This window comes from Enterococcus sp. DIV0561 (genome assembly GCF_050539875.1).
GTDB lineage: Bacteria > Bacillota > Bacilli > Lactobacillales > Enterococcaceae > Enterococcus > Enterococcus faecalis.
Genome location: NZ_CP172927.1, coordinates 1981739 through 2003425, shown reverse-complemented (window position 1 = coordinate 2003425; position 21687 = coordinate 1981739). Strand labels below are relative to the sequence as shown.

Sequence of the window (21687 nt, the reverse complement as noted above, 5' to 3'; positions counted from 1 at the left end):
CGATTTATCCTTTATAATGTAACCACTATAGTTACATTAACTATTAAATGCAAACAAAGGAGGAGAAGTATGGATAAACAACAACGAGGCATTCAAGTGATTAGAATTTGGCTAGGGGTGACGATGCTAATTCATGGAGTGATGAAAGTAACGTCATTGGAAGATACTTTAGCGTTTTTTGCTAGTATTGGTTTGCCAAGTCTTTTTGTTTATGGTGTAGCAGCAATTGAATTAATTGGCGGATTATTTATGATTATTGGCTTTTTAATTCCATTGGTATCAGTAGGATTCATAGCAGTTTTAGTCGGAGCTATTTTTTCTTTTGGTTTGGCAAGTGGTTTTAATGGTTATGAGTACGAATTATTTTTAGCAATAACCAGTTTGGCTATTTTGATTAGCCATGCCGATAAAAAGTATCTTACGTTAAAACTTTATTTTTAATAAATCAAAGCAATATAGAGTTGGTCAAACTAGTTGTGATTGCGAAAAAAGCCCTAAAACATTGATAGTTAGCTGTTTTAGGTTTTTTTATCCAAAAGGTCAAAAAAGGTCAATTTTGTTATTGACCTTTACTGACCAATAGGGTATAATAAATTTATAAGGTTTACAAATACCTTAACTTTTGAAGAAATCCATCAAAAGTCGGATAATAATAATTGTAAAGAATGTTAAAATAAAAAAAGACAAAACAATAAACGGGAGGGATCGTTTATGAATATTGAAAAAATGACAACAACGCTACAAGAGGCGATTGCTGAAGCTCAAAAAGTTGCGGTGACACGGCAACATCAAGAAATTGATATCGCACATTTATGGAAAATTTTTCTTCAACCAAACCATTTTGGGCGTAATTTTTACACAGATGCGGGTTTAGATGTTGACGCATTTGAACGAGAAGTAGATAACGCGTTAGATGAATATCCAAGTGTGGCAGGCGGTAATGTGCAATATGGTCAAAATTTAAGTCAAAATTTGTTCCATTTATTGCAAGAAGCTGATTCACTTCGAGAAGAATTCCAAGATGAATTTTTATCAACCGAAATTGTACTTTTAGCTTTAATGAAATTGAAAAATTATCGTTTAACAAAATATTTAATGCAACAAGGCATTACAGAAAAAGAGTTAAGAAAAAATATTGAAGAGATGAGAGGAGGAGATCGTGTGACTTCTCAAAACCAGGAAGAACAATATAAAGCACTAGAAAAATACGGTGTTGACTTAGTACAACAAGTAAAAGCAGGAAAACAAGATCCAATCATTGGTCGTGACGAAGAAATTCGTGACGTTATTCGGATTTTATCAAGAAAAACTAAAAATAATCCAGTCTTAATTGGTGAACCAGGTGTTGGTAAAACAGCGATTGTTGAAGGATTAGCACAACGAATCGTTCGTAAAGATGTTCCCGAAAACTTAAAAGATAAAACTATTTTTTCTTTAGACATGGGCGCCTTAATTGCGGGAGCAAAATTCCGTGGCGAATTTGAAGAACGGTTAAAAGCTGTTTTAAAAGAAGTGAAAAAAAGTGATGGCAAAATCATTTTATTCATTGATGAAATTCATAATATCGTCGGAGCTGGTAAAACAGAAGGCAGTATGGACGCCGGGAATTTATTAAAACCGATGCTAGCACGTGGTGAATTGCATTTAATCGGTGCCACAACGCTTGATGAATATCGCCAATATATGGAAAAAGATAAAGCCTTAGAACGTCGTTTCCAAAAAGTATTAGTCAAAGAACCAACAGTAGAAGATACAATTTCTATTTTGCGTGGCTTAAAAGAACGATTTGAAATTCACCACGGCGTGAATATTCATGACAATGCTTTAGTTGCTGCCGCTACTTTATCCGATCGCTATATTACTGATCGTTTCTTACCAGATAAAGCGATTGACTTAGTCGATGAAGCAAGTGCAACGATTCGAGTAGAAATGAATTCGATGCCAACAGAGCTCGATCAAGTAACACGTCGGTTAATGCAACTAGAAATTGAAGAAGCGGCCTTGAAAAAAGAATCAGATGATGCAAGTAAAAAACGGTTAGCCAACTTGCAAGAAGAATTAGCAGATTTGCGTGAAGAAGCCAACTCAATGAAAATGCAATGGGAAACGGAAAAAGAAGAAGTTAATGCGGTTTCCAACAAACGTGCAGAGATTGATAAAGCAAAACACGAATTAGAAGATGCTGAAAATAATTATGATTTAGAACGAGCGGCTGTTTTGCGTCATGGAACAATTCCACAATTAGAACATGAATTGAAAGAATTGGAAGAAAAGAACGCTAAAGATAACGTCAAAATGGTACAAGAATCGGTTACTGAAAACGAAATTGCGCAAGTGGTCGGTCGTTTAACCGGCATTCCTGTGACAAAATTAGTTGAAGGCGAACGAGAAAAATTAATGAAACTGAATGAAACATTACACAAACGTGTGATTGGTCAAGATGAAGCCGTGGATGCTGTTAGTGATGCGGTGATTCGTTCAAGAGCAGGCTTACAAGATCCAAATCGCCCACTTGGTTCGTTCCTTTTCTTAGGACCAACTGGTGTTGGTAAAACAGAACTTGCTAAAGCTTTAGCTGAAGATTTGTTTGATTCTGAAGATCATATGGTACGGATTGACATGAGTGAATACATGGAAAAACATGCCGTGTCTCGTTTAGTTGGTGCCCCTCCAGGCTATATTGGTTATGAAGAAGGTGGCCAGTTAACAGAAGCTGTTCGTCGAAACCCTTATACAATTGTCTTATTAGACGAAATTGAAAAAGCGCACCCAGATGTCTTTAATATCTTATTACAAGTTTTAGATGATGGTCGTTTGACAGATTCTAAAGGTCGGGTCGTTGATTTTAAAAATACAGTTTTAATTATGACAAGCAACATCGGTTCTCAGCTTTTACTGGAAGGTGTGACACCTGAAGGAACAATTCCAGAAGAAGTTGAAAATCAAGTCATGAATATTCTAAAAGGACACTTTAAACCAGAGTTCTTAAACAGAATTGATGATACCATTTTATTCACACCATTAAGCTTGGATAATGTGAAAGGAATCATTGGTAAAATGACCGCACAACTTGCTCATCGTTTAGAGCAACAAGAAATTGTGTTGGAAATCACTGATGAAGCTAAAACATGGATTGCTGAAAATGGGTATGAGCCAGCTTATGGAGCTCGTCCGTTAAAACGTTTCATTACTCGTGAAGTCGAAACACCATTAGCAAAAGAAATTGTTTCTGGACGAGTAATGCCAAAAACAAAAGTCACGATTAGTCTATTAGACAATCAATTAGTTTTTGAAAATGAACCAATAGAAGAAGTATAAAAAAAGAACGAGCGAATTCGCTCGTTCTTTTTTTCTAGTGAAGTTTATACGTGTTATTTTCTACTTTAGTTAAATTATTACGTTTAATGTATTCCAAGATTTTAGGATCATCTTTCACTACAACTAAGTAATCCTTACCCTTAATCTTTTCATTAAAAGTAGAAGAATCGTTTAAATCGTAAATCACAGAAGATTTTTTATTAAATAATTTATATCGTAAGAAGAAACCTGAGTAACCAGCATCATTTTTGCTAGCTGGTGAATAGACAGCATATGAATGTGAAGTGTCTCTGTCTTTTAAAGTATTTTTTGAATTAGGTAAGGCTTGCTCTATGTGTTCGCGTAAGCTATTTGGATAACGATTACTTAAAAAGATTGATGAGTAATCAGATATTCGAACAAATATAACACAGGAGAACAATAGCGTTAATGACAACAAGGAAGTCATGATGATTTTATAATTGTCTGTTTTAGCAATATAACACAGCAGTTGCACAATAATAAAAGCAATCAGGAAGTTAAAAATACTTCCAGCATAACGATCAAAACTCCCTAAGTTTAAAGCTTCTGGAGTCGGCATAGAAAGAAGATACATCGCCCATAAAATACACATATAACCTAAAAATAAAACCAAACTACTGATAATTTGTAGCTTTAATGTTTTAATCGGAATAGCAGTTTTTTTATTAAGATAGAAGGCAATCCCTAGTGCGATTATAATAAAAAGTAACAATTCGTATAGAAAATTTGAACTTGTAAAGGAGAACATTCTAAGTAAAAATCGTTTACTTATTTCAACAATATCTGAGAAACTTTTTTCTGAAAATATTTTTTTATAGTAAGCAATACTCATATCATGCTTCCCAGACATTCCATCTGGATATACATATTTTGTATGGCGTAGCCAAAGAAAAAAAGAAATCCATGGCGTTAGTAAGACTAATAAAAATTGGAACAGTTCTTTTTTTGTACAACGTTCTTTCCCTAAGACATAGCAATTCCAAAAACTTATAAATAAAAATATAGTATTTAATCCAATGAAAATAACTCCGCTATTTTTCACTAGTAAAAGGCTAATCATTAACGGACTTGACAGGATTAAGCCGCGTTTGAAATCATGATAATAATAAAAAATAATATTCATGGTTGCCGTTCCCAAAAGCAGCAATAGATTGTCTACCAAAAGATCCATTAGAGAAGTTGGGCCTTTAAACAAGTAAAATGAAAAAACAGCCAAAAAGAATACGAGTAGTTTTTTTACATTTTTATTTTGTTTTTGCGAAAAGTTGGTAGAAAAAATATTTTTCCAATTAAAGATGGTCGTTATGGAAGCTAAAATTAATAATATTTGTGCAAAAATAGCATTGCTTTCTGTGACGCCTACTAATTTAATAAAATAATAAATAAAAACAGCCGATCCTGGTGGATAAGAAGTAAACATTATGACATCCGTTTTAAAACTAGGAAAGCTATTTGTCAGAGACATTGATTTAACAATTAAAGCCCAATGTGAAAAATTATCGTAATGCATGAATAGTCTGTTTCGACTAACAAGAAAGAAAATAAAACTAAATAACAGGAAAAAAAGTATACCTGGCGATAATAGATCTTTTAAAGATTGCCGAATACTTTTATTTTTCCAAAAATCAAACAACAATAAGAATATACCACTGAAAATAATAATAAGTATCATGACTTTTAGAATATTAAGAAGGCCGCCTAAAAACATAGCTACAATTATTGAAGAGAAAATAATAATAGGAATAAAGTCACGTGGCACTTCTTTTTTTCTTAGATATATGCCGTAACCGACAAAGCTTAAAATAAAAGCAGTTATGCCAATAATAAAACGAAACATGTATAAACCCCCAAATGTAAAATGTAAAATCATAACTATTATAGCTTAAAATATCCTTTATACATAGACAATTAATTTAAAATAATATATTTGTCTCTTAATTTAATTTTTGAAAGTAAGCAATAAAAAAGTAAGGATTAGAAAGAAAAAACGCAAAAGTTAGACTATTATGCTAACTTCTGTGTTTTTTCTTTCTCCCTATATCTACTTTTACAATCGTTGCTTAATTTCTTCCAACAAATCCTCTTCTGAAGAAACTACCCGACCATTCAATTTAATCAAACCAACTGTGTAAAGGTTTAAATAATGGAATTGATTTTCAGCGATTTCGTTCAAAGCATCAAGCTTTTGGTGATTATCAGCACCTTGTTGGCGGCTGTCTGTGTAAAGGGCAACCACTGGGATTCCTTTGGCATAAGCAACACCAATTTCGGAAGCTACGCCCGCATCAATGGTTGGACCGTCTAATAAAGCAACCAATAAATCGCTAGCAAGGACCTTTTCTGTATCTGCTAAGGCAATCATTTTACTATCGGCATAAGCAGATTTGTCGTTAATCGCCGCATTTTCTTGTGGTAAATAAAGATCGATTGTTTTATCCAATTGTCGAATTTGTTCGACTAAATAGGCATTATAACGTAAGTCAGCTTGCGAAAATAAAGGTCCTGCAAAATAAATTTTTGTCATTTGTCTGTCTCCAATCCAAGGTTTTAGAAATAATCACTGAAATAAGCTTCTTGGTCAGGAAAAATCCGTTCCAAAGAATTTAAAGTTTCTTTATCTGTATCAATGCGCTCAATTCGATGTAAGTACGAAGGGCGTCGGTAATTCATGACTAAACAAGTTAGTGTTTGAATATCTAAGTGAACGGCGGTGCCTAAAGGTTCATCCGTAATGGTTACTTGATCATTTTCATCCCAAATTAAGCCAAAAATACCATTGTTCCACTCAGCGACAGGATCTTTAACGACAAAATGGAAGGGCTTAGCCGTACTTTCAAAAGGAAAGTTTTCTAAAAAGGCTTTGACATCGACAATTCGAGCCATATAATAGGGCTCAATGCTTTCTTTAATTTGGCTATCTTCTAAAAGAAAAGCTAATGGTTCGTTTTTATAGATATCGCCCTTGACCCAATAAACCATCGAAAAATGCGCAGTAATAAAATTCCACAAGCCATTTCGGGCTTCTTGGTTCAAGTAAAACATTTCCTTAATATGAAATACCTCATCGGCCACCCAATAGAAAAGTACTCCTAAAGGTTCTTGATTGGCACCATAATAGACAGCAGCAGTCCGTTCTTCCTCGTTTTCGAAACGCCAATATTCTTCCCAGTTGAAGGCACTACGAATGAGCGCGCCGTGATTTTGACGAGCGAATCGCGCATAGACATCAAAGACATCTGGGTGATCGACAGCTAACCGTTCAATCATTCCTGGAACGGGAACAGTTTTTGGTAATTGCGTATCCCGAATTTTAAAAGATAACTTGTCGGACATGATTTCCCAACCTTTACGTCGATAATAAGGAATGTTGTAAGGGAAAAGATAAGAAATCCACTGTTTATCTTGGCGCATTTCTTCTAATGCTGTTTGAATCAAGTCTTTCATTAAACCGTGGTTGGCATATTCAGGATAGGTACCGACACCAGTAACGCCGCCCATTTTATACAAAGCACCATGGATATTGACTTCGCATGGATAGATAGCAATTTGTGAAATTAATTGATTTTCGTGAAACCAGCCAAATACTTTTGAAAGTTCTAAAATCGGTTGTTTTGATTTGATAAATGCGCGTTTGTTTTCAAAACCACTTTCTTCAATATCTGCTTCAGTCACTTGAAAAACATAGGAAAGAAGTTCATTAAATTGATCAATGTGTTCTTCCTCAACAGGCTTTAAGGTCAGTTGCTTTCGAAATTCTTGTTCATCCATTTTTCCATCTCCAATAAATTTACTGTTTTTAGTATACCAAATTTTTCGAAACTCTGTTAGCCTTTCGAAACCAAAAGAATAAAAGGGAAGTGCTTTAAATCTTCTTCAAAAATTGGTATAATGAAAAGTGCTGATTATCCTAGACCTTTAAACATGATAATTTGATAAAAAAGGCAACTAAAATATAACAATTGATTGATGAAGCTAGCAGGGAGCTAGCTTTTCTTAAAAGAAATGAGGCAAAAAATGAACAATAAAGAAATGAAAGCAAGACAAGAGAAAATTCGTAATTTCTCGATCATTGCCCACATTGACCATGGGAAGTCAACTTTAGCCGACCGGATTTTGGAAAAAACAAATACAGTTAGCAGTCGAGAAATGCAAGATCAATTACTTGATTCAATGGATTTAGAGAGAGAACGCGGCATTACCATCAAATTAAACGCAATTGAATTAAACTATACAGCCAAAGATGGTGAAACCTATACTTTCCATTTGATTGACACACCAGGGCACGTCGATTTCACCTACGAAGTTTCTCGTAGCTTGGCAGCTTGTGAAGGGGCTGTTCTAGTTGTTGATGCGGCGCAAGGAATTGAAGCGCAAACGCTAGCAAATGTCTATTTGGCATTGGATAATGACTTAGAAATTTTACCTGTTATTAATAAAATTGATTTACCCGCCGCTGATCCAGAGCGTGTTCGGACAGAGATTGAAGACGTAATTGGAATTGATGCATCGGAAGCTGTTTTAGCAAGTGCAAAAGCAGGGATTGGGATTGAAGATATTTTAGAACAAGTGGTGGAGTATGTACCAGCTCCATCAGGCGATATTGAGGCTCCTTTAAAGGCTTTGATTTTTGACTCTATTTACGATAGCTATCGAGGGGTCGTTTTAAACATCCGTGTAATTGACGGTGTCGTTCGTCCTGGGGATAAAATCCAAATGATGAGTAACGGTAAAACGTTTGATGTAACAGAAGTCGGCGTTTTTTCACCGAAACCAATCGCTCGTGATTATTTAATGGTTGGCGATGTGGGCTATATCACCGCTAGCATTAAAACGGTTCGAGATACACGGGTCGGGGATACAGTGACTTTGGCCGACAATCCAGCAGCAGAAGCACTACCAGGCTATCGCAAAATGAATCCAATGGTGTATTGTGGCTTATATCCAATTGATACGTCGCGCTACAATGATTTACGGGAAGCATTAGAAAAATTACAATTAAATGATGCGGCGTTACAATTTGAACCGGAAACATCACAAGCTTTAGGGTTTGGTTTCCGTTGTGGTTTCTTAGGTTTGCTGCACATGGATGTTGTTCAGGAACGTTTGGAACGAGAATTTAATTTAGAGTTAATTACAACAGCACCGTCTGTAATCTATCACGTTAATAAAACTGACGGAACAACCGTTGTTGTTGACAACCCAGCTGAATTTCCAGAACCAGTAACGATTGAATCTGTGGAAGAACCTTATGTTAAAGCGCAAATCATGGTGCCAAACGATTATGTAGGAGCAGTAATGGAATTATCACAACGTAAACGTGGCGAATTCATTACAATGGATTACTTAGATGATTATCGTGTAAACGTAGTTTATGAAATTCCGTTATCTGAAATCGTGTTTGATTTTTTCGATAAATTGAAATCAAGTACAAAAGGCTATGCATCCTTAGATTACGAAATGGCTGGCTATCGTACCAGCCGCCTAGTGAAAATGGATATTCTATTAAATGCTGAAAAAGTGGATGCGTTAAGCTTTATTGTTCACCGAGATTTCGCATTTGAGCGTGGTAAAGCGATTGTTGAGAAACTGAAAAAACTAATTCCACGTCAACAGTTTGAAGTCCCAGTTCAAGCGGCGATTGGTCAAAAAATTGTGGCTCGTTCAGATATTAAAGCCTTACGCAAAAACGTACTGGCTAAATGCTATGGTGGCGATGTTTCTCGTAAACGTAAATTGTTAGAGAAACAAAAAGAAGGGAAGAAACGGATGAAACAAATTGGATCCGTGGAAGTTCCTCAAGAAGCCTTTATGGCGGTTCTGAAAATGGATGAAGATGATCAGAAAAAATAAACAGAAAAGAGCCTGGGACAAAAATCACTTTGGATTTTTGCTCCGGGCTAAAAACCTGATAAACGGCAGGAACAGAACCAACACTACGCGTTGCTCCGATCTCAACAACTTCTAAGGTGTTTTCTCGACATGCGTCTCGTCACAGTACAGCCTTCAAAAGAGCTACAGCTCTAAGAGTTGCGATGTTTCACTGTGAAGCATGAACAGATGAAATCATCGTACCTATTTGGTGAAGGTCCTTCGGAAATAAGCCGAAATTTTCCAAAAATTAAAGAGCAATTTTCGGAAATTTCTTCTTATTTCTCGGAGCTAAACGGTTCTGTCCCGACCTCTTTTCTAAACTACTTAAAAACGATAAAGGTGTGTAGACAATGAATACTATCTTAACAGGTGATCGTCCAACTGGTAAATTGCACCTAGGACATTACGTAGGTTCTTTAAAAAAACGAGTAGAAATGCAAGCAGACCCTACAAATCAATTATTTGTCATGATTGCAGATTTACAAGCATTGACAGATAATGCAAAAAATCCCAAAAAAGTTTCAGCCAATGTTTTAGAAGTTGCTTTGGACTATTTAGCAGTTGGTTTAGACCCTACGAAAACAACAATTTTTATCCAATCGCAAATTCCACAGTTAGCTGAATTAACAATGTACTATCTAAATTTAGTGACCACGTCACGTGTTCGGCGGAATCCAACGGTCAAAGCAGAAATTGAGCAAAAAAAATTTGGGGAAGGTGTTCCGACAGGATTCTTTATTTATCCCGTTTCACAAGCAGCTGATATTACTGCCTTTCAAGCGAATTTAGTCCCTGTTGGGGAGGATCAAAAACCAATGTTGGAACAAGCGCAAGAAATTGTGCATAGTTTTAATCAGACGTACGGTGAAGTTTTAGTTAGACCGGAAGCTGTGTTACCACCAAAAGGCATGGGACGCTTGCCAGGAATTGATGGCAACGGAAAAATGAGTAAGTCTTTAGGTAATGGTATTTATCTTTCAGATCCAGCTGAAGTGGTTCAGAAAAAAGTAATGAGTATGTATACCGATCCAAATCATATTCGTATAGAGGACCCAGGACAAGTTGAAGGAAATATGGTCTTTACTTACTTGGATGTCTTTGGGAAAGAGAAAGAATATATTGAAGAATTAAAAGAGCACTATCGTCATGGCGGTTTAGGAGATGTGAAAATTAAACGTTACTTAATTGATGTCCTAGAAGAAGAACTCGCACCGATTCGTCGACGTCGTGAAGAGCTGGCTAAAAATCCAGAAGCGATTATGGAAATGTTGCATAAAGGAAGTCTTGCTGCTGAAAAAGTGGCAGCACAAACCTTAACAGAAGTCAAAAAAGCAATGGGAATTCAATACTTCTAAGCAATAAAAGAACTGGAACAAGTCAAAAGAAGAATGACTTGTTCCAGTTCTTTTTAAGTGGTTTGAAATTGACTATTATATAAGCTGGCGTAAAGAGTCGGAGCTTGTAATAGTTCCTGATGCGTTCCTTTTTCAATAATATCGCCATTTTTCATCACTAAAATTAAATCAGCATTTTCAATCGTGGATAATCGATGAGCGATAACGAAGCTTGTTCGATTTTCTGTGACAGTTTCCATCGCTTTTTGAATATGGGCTTCTGTTCGTGTGTCCACACTCGAAGTTGCTTCATCGAGAATAACAACGGGCGGATTTGCTAAAATGATTCGGGCGATGGTTAATAACTGTTGTTGCCCTTGTGATAATGCACCATTTTCGCTAGAAATAATTGTGTCATATCCTTGAGGAAGGGTCCGAATAAAATGATCACATTGAGCAATTTTAGCCGCTTCAATTATTTCTTCACGAGAAGCGTCTTTTTTTCCATAGGCAATATTATCTGCTACGGTTCCTTCAAATAGCCAAGTGTTTTGTAATACCATGCCAAATAAATTTCTTAGATTTTGTCGAGAAAGTTTCGTAATATCAATCCCATCAAAAGTAATGGCGCCTTGATTTATTTCATAGAAACGCATCAATAAGTTGACTAATGTTGTTTTACCAGCGCCGGTGGGTCCCACAATGGCCACTGTTTTTTTCGGTTGAACAGAAAAATCAACATTTTTCATTAAAATTTTTTCTGGTGTGTAGCCAAATTGAACATTTTTAAATTCAATGGCTCCTTTAGGAGAAGAAATAGTTTCTAAATGAGTTGCTTCTGGCTGTTCATCAGCTTCATCTAAGATAACAAAAATCCGATCAATGGAAGCCATCGCTGCTTGAATTGAGTTAATGACATAAGAAGCGGTAGAAATCGGCTCAGAAATTTGGTTGATATATTGCAAATACGCTTGCAAGAAACCAATCGTAATACCACCAGATAAAACGAGCATTGCGCCTAAGATAGCACTGATAATAAAAGCCAACTGATTGATAAAACGAATAGCTGGATAAATCGCAAAATTTAGAAACTGTGCTTTTTTAAAGGCACGATAATGTTGTTGATTAACAGCAGCAATTGTTTTTTCAGCATTTTGCTGTTGATTAAAGGTTTTTGTGACCAAATTTCCTGCTAAATATTCTTCCATTTTATTATTTAATTGACCTAATTCAGCTTGACTTTGATCAGCAAACACCTTGTTTTTATTCGCAATTTTTGTCGTCATGAAAGTACTACCGCCAATTAGTAGCAACACTAAAATAGTTAATTTTGCATCAATATAGAACAACATAATTCCTGCAAAAAGGATAGTCACGACGGAAGTGAAAAATTGGTTGATGCCTGTTAAAAGAACTTGTGACAATTGGTTTAAGCCAGTTGTTGAACGACTAATGATATCGCCCACTTGGTGATTGTCAAAGAAGGCCATTGGTAAAGTTTTAAACTTTTTTGTCACTTCTTTTCTAATTCTTAAAGTAACCCGTTCGCTTAAAGAAGCCATTGCTCGTTCCTGGATAAAAGAAGTGATACTACTAATGATTGAAAAGAGAATTAAAAGTAAGACGGGACCTAAGAGTGCTTCTTCAACTAAAGGAAGTGTCATGCCTTTGAGCCCGACACGCTTGATCGCTTCTAAGAGGTTATCAATCCCGATTGCCATAATATAGGTCATGGCAACAATTAATAAGTTTCCAATTAAACTGCAGATCATTAGACCATAAAAGATTGGATGCTCAGGTTTAATCATTTTCCAGAAACGTTTAAAGCTTTGAAGATTCATTGTTTTTTTCATTGTATGGCTTGAAAAGAAAACTTTCTTTCAAGCAGTCACATCCTTTCTTTAATTACTTGGGTAAGATACCTTGCGATTTAGCAAAGTCTTGGTAATAGCTATTAGTGGTAAGTAAATCAGCGTGGGTGCCTTGACCAACAATCCTTCCTTCATCTAGGACGATAATATTGTCAGCGTTCATGATTGTACTTAACCGTTGAGCAACAATGAGTAAAGTTTTGTCCGCCATTTGTGCATGTAAAGCGGCACGTAGAGCGGCATCAGTTTTGTAATCTAATGCGGAAAAGCTATCATCGAAAATATAAACATCTGCCGGTTTGATTAAGGCTCGTGCAATACACATTCTTTGTTTTTGACCACCAGAATAGTTGGCCCCGCCTTGTGCTACGAAACTTTCAATCCCTTGTGGTAAGGAATCGATAAATTCAGAAGATTGTGAAATTTCTAGTGCCGTTCTTATTTCTTCTGTAGTTGCTTTGGCATTTCCCATTAATAAGTTTGATAAGATTGTCCCACTGAAAAGAAAGGCTTTTTGTGGCACATAACTGATGACTTGGCGAATCGTTTGCTGAGATAATGAGCGGATATCTGTGCCAGAATAGCTAATCGTGCCGGCTGTGACCTCATTTATTCGTAAAAGTAACTTAACTAAAGTACTTTTACCAGCGCCAGTTGCCCCAACAATCGCCGTTGTTTTTCCTTTAGGGATGACAAAACTAACATTTTCTAAAACAGGATCAGCTGTTTCTGTGTATTGAAACGTGACGTGATCGAAGCAAATCAAGGCTTTCTCAGGATGATAAGCAATGATTGCTTCAGTATGAGGATCGCTAATTTCAATTTCTTCTGACAAAACTTCTTGCAAGCGATTCAAGGAAGCAACGGACCGTGGAATGACAACTAATACCATAGCCGCGATCATTAAGTAGGCCAAAGTTAGAAGCGTATATTCAATCACAGCTGTAACGGTGCCAATTTGTAGGGTGCCTACCGCCACTAAATTACCGCCAAACCACAAAATAGAGGCATACACAACGCCCATTAATAAAAAGGCAACAGGAGTAATCCAAGCAAAGATTCGATTCACTTTACTCATGCGTTCAGCATAATTTTTAAATGTTTGATTGGTTCGCTGCTCTTCAAAGTCTTGATTATTGAACGCACGAATCATATTAATTCCAGTAAAGAACTCTCGTAAAGTCGTAGTAATTCGATCCATTTTTGGTTGAATTTTTAAAGATAAAGGGGTGCCTTTTTTCATTAAAAAATAAACAACGACTAAGTAAAATACGATGGAAGCCAATGTTACCCAAGCGAGTGAAACTGAATAAGAAAATGTCATCACTAAGGCAAATAAACTAATAATAGGCGCTGGAAAGATTAATTGGCAAAACAGCACAATCATTGTTTGAACATTATCTACATCGTTGGTCATTCTAGTTAGCAAAGAATTTGAACCAAATTTATCAACATTTTTCATCGAGAATTGTTGAAATTTTTTAAAGAACAATCCTCTAACTTGGAAACCAAATTTAGCAGCTACTAAAGCAGACAAATAGCTAGAAATAATTGCGGCAATTGTTCCAATGAATGCCACAAGAAACATTTGTATGCCAATCGTTTTAATTACTTGTTGGTCACCGCTAACGATGCCCACATCAATCAACTTGCCAACTAATTTAGGGACGCCAAGGGTTCCTGCGATTTGCAAACAGATGGTTAAAGTTGTCGCAAGAACAATCCATTTATTTTCTTTAATAAACTCTTTCATTAATTTCATGAAATTTCCTCCTTAAACAATACCGTTTTAGCTGTTACAAAGAGTCATTGTACACGTTCAAGTAACTTGAATGTCAACAGTAGAAATGCTAAACTTTTTGATGGAGGGAACAGTATGGAAAAAAATTACACAATAAAAGATGTTTCTGAGTTGTTAAATATCCCTAAGTCCACGATTCGTTATTGGGACGAGCAAGGGTTGATTAGTACAACACGCAATGAAGAAAACGGATATCGAACCTTTGATTTAGAAGATTTGTTCAAAATATATGATATTGATTTTTATCGAAAAATGGGGATTCCTATCAAAGATATGTTGAATTTGTATAAAAAGACTCCTACCGATCTCTATGCCACCATGGAAGCAACAGAAGAACAACTGGGGCAAGAAATAAAAAGGCTTCAGCATAAATACAAAGAAATCAAGAAAAGAAAATTACATTTACATGCGTTAATTGATTTAGAAACATTGGTTTTTTCAGATGAACCAATTCCTTTTGATAAAATTGTTGTTGTTGATATTGAGGATCCAGAAGAGATGAAAGTATACATGGAACACATTTCAACTTTAGGTATTTACGGGGATTTAAGTGAATCCAATGAACTGACGTATGGGATTTGTTTGGCAAATCATGTGAATAAAAAAAGTTTAGACAAAGTGATTTGGCTCAAAGAACCAAGTAGCCAATACAAAGGCTTTATTTTAAAAGTCAATACACAAGATACCCGTTTGAATAATATCGAAGAAGTAAAAAAGCGTTTAGCAAAACAAGGATTTGAAACAGGCATCGTTGTCGGAGAGCATATCTTGACACAACTAGAAGAGGAAAATCAATATATTGAATATTATTATGGTTGGATTGAAATTTTAGGGGAAAAGTAAAACAATTTAAAAAAAAGAAACTAGTAATAGCAAATGTAGCTAAGCTAGTTTCTTTTTTTGGTAAATGTAATGAAAATTACATGAAAAAAATTTTAGTTTTTAAAACAATTTAGAACGAATGTTATTAAAGGGAAAACAATAAAAAAATTACTCTAAAAGCTAGAACTTGCCTATATTTGTATTTTTTTAGGGAAAGTCAATATATTTGCTTCATATAAAACGCGTTATTTAATTCGTAATTTTTTGTTGAAATATCGGGTTTTTTTCTTTTTTTAGCCAATATAATGTGTTACTTTTTGATTATAAGGAGAAACGGAAAATCGTACGTTAAAAAAAGTTGTTGTAGCTAAATAAAGAAAGAATTGAAGGTTGAAAAGTATTTTATGGAGGTGGATATTGAGAAACAATGAGTAATTGTAAAAGTTGTTTGAAGATGATTTGTTTAAGTAAATGAAAAGAACGAAGGAGAATGTAAATGAATAAAGCAGTTAAAAATTTTGTGAGTTACCTTATGATTACCATGCTGTTTATTTTAAATTTGTTACCAATGATGAACGCATTTGCTCAAGAAGTAACGAGTGATGCTGAGAATACTGTTGAAAAAGACGGGCTCAAAGTAATAGGGAAAATAGAAGATACATCGTCTCAAGAAGATATTAAAACGGTCACTTACGAAATAACAAATACACGAGATGTACCAATCAAAAATCTCATTTTAAAACAAAAAAATAACAATGATAGTCCAATCAAATTTGTATTAGATACTTTAAGCGAAGAGCGAGGACCTACGTCTTTAGAAGAACAAGCAAAGGTTGAAACAAATGAGAAAGATCAAACAACCGATATTAAACTGCTTAACCTTCAACCAAATTCAACAAGAAAGATTACCATAAATGGGCAAATAACTACAAAAGCGTCGAGCAAGTTATTGGTCAGCGTACTAATAGAAGATAATGAAAAAGGGACACTAGTAATTGATTTACCTAGTAAAGATATGCTAGCAGATAAAGAGTTTGTTTCGAAGGAAAAACAGGAAACTTCAGAAACAAAAGTAGAAAATCAGGCAAGCGAAACAGCCTCTTCTACAAATGAAATGACCGCAACTACTAGTAACGAAACAAAGCCTGAAGCAGGAAAGGCGACAGAAAGTATTCAAGAGACAGCACTAACGCAGGCTACCGAAAGTCCTGAGCAACCTCCATTAAAGGCGCAACCTACTGGTCCGTTAGTGCCACCAACACCTGGTCGGGGGTTTAATACACCGATTTATCAAAGCGTTCATAGAGGAGAACTTTTTTCAACGGGAAATACCAACTTAAAAATTGCGAATGAAAATACGGGGGCTGCGCAAACATTTTTAAACACACGAGGAGCAAGTAGTGGTTATGCAATTAACAATTTTCCTTTAGAATTTGCAGATGTTGACAATGATCCAAATACGTATAACTCTAGTCGGGCTTATATTGATTTAAATGGTGCAAAAGAGATTGCTTGGGCGGGCTTATTTTGGAGTGCCTCTAGATATAAAGGCCCTGCTTACGGAACAAATCTTTCTGATGAAGAAATTAGTGCACCAGTTCAATTTACAACACCAAATGGAACCGTACAGCGTGTTTCGCCCCAAAGGTACCATCGTATCGATCAAGATGCAACAAACCCAGGACAACGTTTCGGATACAATAATACTGGATTTTCTAATTATGCAGATGTAACTTCAATTTTACAAGGGGATAAAAGTGCGACAGGAAGTTATACGTTAGCAGATATTCCTATGACAAGTAGTTTAAATGGTCAATATCAATATTATAACTTTAGTGGTTGGAGTTTGTTTGTTGTTACAAAGGATCAGGCAAGTAAGTCAAGAGCTTTTAGTATTTACTATGGAGCACGTGGCAATGCTGCTGGAACTAATAATGAATTTACTATGAGCAACTTTTTAACAGCAAAACAAGGAAAGCTTGATCCAATTGTGACCTGGTTTACTGTTCAAGGAGATAAATACTGGACTGGAGACAACGCACAAATTAAAAATAGCGCAGGAACTTGGGTAAATATTTCGAACACGCTCAATCCAGTTAACAATGCTATGAACGCAACTGTGACAGATAACGATGAACATATGGTAGACAAGTATCCAGGGAAATTTGCGCCGGATCATCCTAATTTTTTAGATATTGATATCGATCGTATGGCAATTCCCGAAGGTGTTTTAAATGCTGGACAAAACCAAATTAATTTTAGAACAACAAGTAGTGGTGACGATTATTCTACGAATGCGATTGGTTTTGCTGTAAACGCAGAAACACCTGAATTTGAAATTAAGAAAGAAATTGTGGAACCAAAAGAAACTTACAAAGTTGGTGAAACAATCACGTATCGTGTCTCACTAAAAAATACAAAAGCTGATTCAGAAGCGATAAATTCAGTTTCGAAGGATGCACTAGATGGTCGCTTAAATTATTTGCCAGGCTCTTTAAAAATTATTAGTGGACCAAATTCTGGTGAAAAAACGGATGCTTCAGGCGATGATCAAGCTGAATATGATGCAACCAATAAACAAATTATAGTCCGTGTCGGCAATGGTGCAACTGCTACACAAGGAGGTAGCTACAAAGCTGATACAGCTGAAACGATTTACGAATTTAAAGCGCAGATAAATGAACGAGCAAAAGCAAATGAATTAGTGCCTAATAGTGCAACCGTTGAGGCAGTAGATATTTTAACATCTGCAAAAGTCAACGAAACTTCTAATATAGTAGAAGCAAAAATTGCGGACGAACAAGTAACTGGCAAATTAACCGCAACAAAAACCGTTAATAACGCCAAACCAAAACTAGGGGAAGAAATCGAATACACCATCAGCTTCCGCAACACCATCGAAAATGGCATCCTAAACAAAGTAGTTATCACAGACCAACTACCAAAAGGATTGACGTATGTCAAAGATAGCCTAACAAGTGTCGGTGATGAACCCAAGCCAACCAGCTTGAAAGAAGCCAACGGCATAATCACGGCGGAATACCCAAGTATCACTGATACAAAAGAGCGGAGCATTCGCTTCAAAGTGATTGTTAATGAAGAAGCCAAAGCGGGCGAAACAATTCTTAACAAAGCCAAAGTAGATGACACAGTTAATCCGCCCGAAGAACCAGAGGTGCCTGTGGTACCAGAAGCGAAAGCAGGCAAACTAGCCGCTACAAAAACCGTTAACAACGCCAAACCAAAACTAGGGGAAGCAATCGAATACACCATCAGCTTCCGCAACACCATCGAAAATGGCGTCTTAAACAAAGTGGTTGTCACAGACCAACTACCAAAAGGACTAACGTATGTCAAAGATAGCCTAACAAGTGTCGGTGATGAACCCAAGCCAACCAGCTTGAAAGAAGCCAACGGCACAATCACAGCGGAATACCCAAGTATCACCGATACGAAAGAGCGGAGTATTCGTTTCAAAGTGATTGTTAACGAAGAAGCGAAGGCAGGCGAAACAATTCTTAATAAAGCCAAAGTAGATGACACAGTTAATCCACCCGAAGAACCAGAGGTGCCTGTGGTACCAGAAGCGAAAGCAGGCAAACTAGCCGCTACAAAAACCGTTAATAACGCCAAACCAAAACTAGGGGAAGAAATCGAGTACACCATTAGCTTCCGCAACACCATCGAAAATGGCATCCTAAACAAAGTAGTTATCACAGACCAACTACCAAAAGGATTGACGTATGTCAAAGATAGCCTAACAAGTGTCGGTGATGAACCCAAGCCAACCAGCTTGAAAGAAGCCAACGGCACAATCACAGCGGAATACCCAAGTATCACCGATACAAAAGAGCGGAGTATTCGCTTCAAAGTGATTGTTAATGAAGAAGCCAAAGCGGGCGAAACAATTCTTAACAAAGCCAAAGTAGATGACACAGTTAATCCGCCCGAAGAACCAGAGGTGCCTGTGGTACCAGAAGCGAAAGAAGGCAAACTAGCCGCTACAAAAACCGTTAATAACGCCAAACCAAAACTAGGGGAAGCAATCGAATACACCATTAGCTTCCGCAACACTGTCGAAAATGGCGTCCTAAACAAAGTGGTTATCACAGACCAACTACCAAAAGGACTGACATATGTCAAAGATAGCCTAACAAGTGTCGGCGATGAACCAAAACCAACCAGCTTGAAAGAAGCCAACGGCACAATCACAGCGGAATACCCAAGTATCACCGATACGAAAGAACGGAGTATTCGTTTCAAAGTGATCGTTAATGAAGAAGCCAAAGCGGGCGAAACAATTCTCAACAAAGCCAAAGTAGATGACACAGTTAATCCACCCGAAGAACCAGAGGTACCCATTACACCCGAAGAACCAATCACACCTCGAATAAAAGAAGGCAAACTAACCGCAACAAAAACCGTTAATAACGCTAAACCAAAACTAGGAGAAGCAATCGAATACACCATCAGTTTCCGCAATACCATCGAAAACGGCGTCCTAAACAAAGTAGTTATCACAGACCAACTGCCAAAAGGACTGACATATGTCAAAGATAGCCTAACAAGTGTCGGTGATGAACCAAAACCGATCAACTTGAAAGAAGCCAACGGCACAATCATAGCGGAATACCCAAGTATCACTGATATGAAAGAACGGAGTATTCGTTTCAAAGTGATCGTTAACGAAGAAGCCAAAGCGGGCGAAACAATTCTCAACAAAGCCAAAGTAGATGACACAGTTAATCCGCCCGAAGAACCAGAGGTGCCGGTGGTACCAGAAGCGAAAGAAGGCAAACTAACCGCAACAAAAACCGTTAATAACGCTAAACCAAAACTAGGCGAAACTATCGAGTACACAATCAGCTTCCGCAACACCATCGAAAACGGCGTTTTAAACAAAGTAGTTATCACAGACCAACTACCAAAAGGACTGACGTATGTCAAAGATAGCCTAACAAGTGTCGGTGATGAACCCAAGCCAACCAGCTTGAAAGAAACCAACGGCATAATCACGGCGGAATACCCAAGTATCACTGATACAAAAGAGCGGAGTATTCGCTTCAAAGTGATTGTTAATGAAGAAGCCAAAGCGGGCGAAACAATTCTCAACAAAGCCAAAGTAGATGACACAGTTAATCCACCAGAAGAACCAGAGGTGCCTGTGGTACCAGAAACGAAAGCAGGCAAACTAGCCGCTACAAAAACCGTTAATAACGCCAAACCAAAACTAGGGGAAGAAATCGAATACACCATTAGCTTCCGCAACACTGTCGAAAATGGCATCCTAAACAAAGTAGTTATCACAGACCAACTACCAAAAGGATTGACGTATGTCAAAGATAGCCTAACAAGTGTCGGTTATGAACCCAAGCCAACCAGCTTGAAAGAAGCCAACGGCACAATCACAGCGGAATACCCAAGTATCACTGATATGAAAGAACGGAGTATTCGTTTCAAAGTGATCGTTAACGAAGAAGCCAAAGCAGGCGAAACAATTCTCAACAAAGCCAAAGTAGATGACACAGTTAATCCGCCCGAAGAACCAGAGGTGCCGGTGGTACCAGAAGCGAAAGCAGGCAAGCTAACCGCTACAAAAACCGTTAATAACGCTAAACCAAAATTAGGGGAAGCAATCGAATACACCATTAGCTTCCGCAACACTGTCGAAAATGGCGTCTTAAACAAAGTGGTTATCACAGACCAACTACCAAAAGGACTAACGTATGTCAAAGATAGCCTAACAAGTGTCGGTGATGAACCCAAGCCAACCAGCTTGAAAGAAGCCAACGGCATAATCACGGCGGAATACCCAAGTATCACTGATACAAAAGAGCGGAGTATTCGCTTCAAAGTGATTGTTAATGAAGAAGCCAAAGCGGGCGAAACAATTCTTAACAAAGCCAAAGTAGATGACACAGTTAATCCGCCCGAAGAACCAGAGGTGCCTGTGGTACCAGAAGCGAAAGCAGGCAAACTAACCGCAACAAAAACCGTTAATAACGCCAAACCAAAACTAGGGGAAGAAATCGAATACACCATTAGTTTCCGCAACACCATCGAAAATGGCGTCCTAAACAAAGTAGTTATCACAGACCAACTACCAAAAGGATTGACGTATGTCAAAGATAGCCTAACAAGTGTCGGTGATGAACCAAAACCGATCAGCTTGAAAGAAGCCAACGGCACAATCACAGCGGAATACCCAAGTATCACTGATATGAAAGAACGGAGTATTCGTTTCAAAGTGATCGTTAATGAAGAAGCCAAAGCGGGCGAAACAATTCTCAACAAAGCCAAAGTAGATGACACAGTTAATCCGCCCGAAGAACCAGAGGTGCCTATTACACCCGAAGAACCAGCGAAAAATAAAAAGGAAACAAAAAAAGTTGTTACAGACCAGAACAAACCTACAAAAAATAGTAAAAATGAAATTGCCATAAACAAGAAAGAAACGTCTAAATCATCCTATTTACCAAAAACAGGAGAAAAAGTCCAAAAAATATTTGCATATCTGGGTGTAGGACTGATCTTAATTGTATTAATTCTCTATGTTATAAAGAGAAACAAAGAAAAAGAGGAGTAAACAAAATCGATTGTTTTAGAACGACTAATTAGCTGAAAATTTAAGAGTTGGCAACATAAGTCA

Annotated in this window: 11 protein-coding genes; 6 read left to right on the top strand and 5 right to left on the bottom strand. The window is 36.9% G+C overall.

Going from position 1 to position 21687, the window contains the following annotated elements; translation table 11 throughout:
• Positions 1-69 precede the first annotated feature (69 nt).
• Both IGM13_RS09655 and clpB read left to right on the top strand, forming a co-directional pair.
• Positions 70-441 (top strand): DoxX family protein, encoded by a 372-nt coding sequence (locus IGM13_RS09655; protein WP_002420052.1) that lies wholly within the window; start codon positions 70-72, stop codon positions 439-441.
• A gap of 270 nt (positions 442-711) precedes the next feature.
• Positions 712-3318 (top strand): ATP-dependent chaperone ClpB, encoded by a 2607-nt coding sequence (clpB, locus tag IGM13_RS09650; RefSeq protein WP_002362158.1) that lies wholly within the window; start codon positions 712-714, stop codon positions 3316-3318.
• Positions 3319-3352: 34 nt separating this feature from the next.
• Here the strand turns inward: clpB and IGM13_RS09645 are convergent, their stop codons facing one another.
• From IGM13_RS09645 to IGM13_RS09635, 3 genes are all read right to left on the bottom strand, one after another.
• The gene (locus IGM13_RS09645) at positions 3353-5176 is read right to left on the bottom strand and encodes a hypothetical protein (protein ID WP_229207229.1); all 1824 of its coding nucleotides are present in this window, start codon (positions 5174-5176) and stop codon (positions 3353-3355) included.
• Positions 5177-5386: 210 nt separating this feature from the next.
• Positions 5387-5863 (bottom strand): nucleoside 2-deoxyribosyltransferase, encoded by a 477-nt coding sequence (locus IGM13_RS09640; protein WP_002408815.1) that lies wholly within the window; start codon positions 5861-5863, stop codon positions 5387-5389.
• 23 nt (positions 5864-5886) lie between these two features.
• On the bottom strand, positions 5887-7107 hold the full coding sequence (locus IGM13_RS09635) for a GNAT family N-acetyltransferase (protein ID WP_002356813.1): 1221 nt from the start codon (positions 7105-7107) through the stop codon (positions 5887-5889).
• A gap of 246 nt (positions 7108-7353) precedes the next feature.
• Here IGM13_RS09635 and lepA point away from each other — a divergent pair, with 246 nt between their 5' ends.
• Together lepA and trpS are read left to right on the top strand one after the other, a co-directional pair.
• On the top strand, positions 7354-9189 hold the full coding sequence (lepA, locus tag IGM13_RS09630) for a translation elongation factor 4 (RefSeq protein ID WP_080348947.1): 1836 nt from the start codon (positions 7354-7356) through the stop codon (positions 9187-9189).
• Between the two features lie 371 nt (positions 9190-9560).
• Positions 9561-10565, top strand: a complete 1005-nt coding sequence (trpS, locus tag IGM13_RS09625) for a tryptophan--tRNA ligase (RefSeq protein ID WP_002420055.1) — start codon at positions 9561-9563, stop codon at positions 10563-10565.
• Between the two features lie 53 nt (positions 10566-10618).
• Here the strand turns inward: trpS and IGM13_RS09620 are convergent, their stop codons facing one another.
• Together IGM13_RS09620 and IGM13_RS09615 are read right to left on the bottom strand one after the other, a co-directional pair.
• A complete protein-coding gene (locus IGM13_RS09620) occupies positions 10619-12397 on the bottom strand; it encodes an ABC transporter ATP-binding protein (protein WP_002388273.1) in 1779 nt (592 codons plus the stop codon).
• Positions 12398-12449: 52 nt separating this feature from the next.
• A complete protein-coding gene (locus IGM13_RS09615) occupies positions 12450-14177 on the bottom strand; it encodes an ABC transporter ATP-binding protein (protein ID WP_002389238.1) in 1728 nt (575 codons plus the stop codon).
• A gap of 66 nt (positions 14178-14243) precedes the next feature.
• Between IGM13_RS09615 and IGM13_RS09610 the strand changes: the two genes are divergently transcribed.
• Both IGM13_RS09610 and IGM13_RS09605 read left to right on the top strand, forming a co-directional pair.
• A complete protein-coding gene (locus tag IGM13_RS09610; protein ID WP_002395516.1) occupies positions 14244-15059 on the top strand; it encodes a MerR family transcriptional regulator in 816 nt (271 codons plus the stop codon).
• Positions 15060-15534: 475 nt separating this feature from the next.
• Complete coding sequence (locus IGM13_RS09605; protein ID WP_430598705.1) at positions 15535-21624, top strand: isopeptide-forming domain-containing fimbrial protein; 6090 nt, start codon at positions 15535-15537, stop codon at positions 21622-21624.
• Positions 21625-21687 lie beyond the last annotated feature (63 nt).

Excerpts from the sequence above, each read along its gene's own strand:
- IGM13_RS09620 (WP_002388273.1), bottom strand. The coding sequence starts at position 12,397 with ATGAAAAAAACAATGAATCTTCAAAGCTTTAAACGTTTCTGGAAAATG.
- trpS (WP_002420055.1), top strand. The coding sequence starts at position 9,561 with ATGAATACTATCTTAACAGGTGATCGTCCAACTGGTAAATTGCACCTA.
- IGM13_RS09655 (WP_002420052.1), top strand. The coding sequence starts at position 70 with ATGGATAAACAACAACGAGGCATTCAAGTGATTAGAATTTGGCTAGGG.
- IGM13_RS09645 (WP_229207229.1), bottom strand. The coding sequence starts at position 5,176 with ATGTTTCGTTTTATTATTGGCATAACTGCTTTTATTTTAAGCTTTGTC.
- clpB (WP_002362158.1), top strand. The coding sequence starts at position 712 with ATGAATATTGAAAAAATGACAACAACGCTACAAGAGGCGATTGCTGAA.
- IGM13_RS09615 (WP_002389238.1), bottom strand. The coding sequence starts at position 14,177 with ATGAAATTAATGAAAGAGTTTATTAAAGAAAATAAATGGATTGTTCTT.
- lepA (WP_080348947.1), top strand. The coding sequence starts at position 7,354 with ATGAACAATAAAGAAATGAAAGCAAGACAAGAGAAAATTCGTAATTTC.
- IGM13_RS09605 (WP_430598705.1), top strand. The coding sequence starts at position 15,535 with ATGAATAAAGCAGTTAAAAATTTTGTGAGTTACCTTATGATTACCATG.
- IGM13_RS09640 (WP_002408815.1), bottom strand. The coding sequence starts at position 5,863 with ATGACAAAAATTTATTTTGCAGGACCTTTATTTTCGCAAGCTGACTTA.
- IGM13_RS09635 (WP_002356813.1), bottom strand. The coding sequence starts at position 7,107 with ATGGATGAACAAGAATTTCGAAAGCAACTGACCTTAAAGCCTGTTGAG.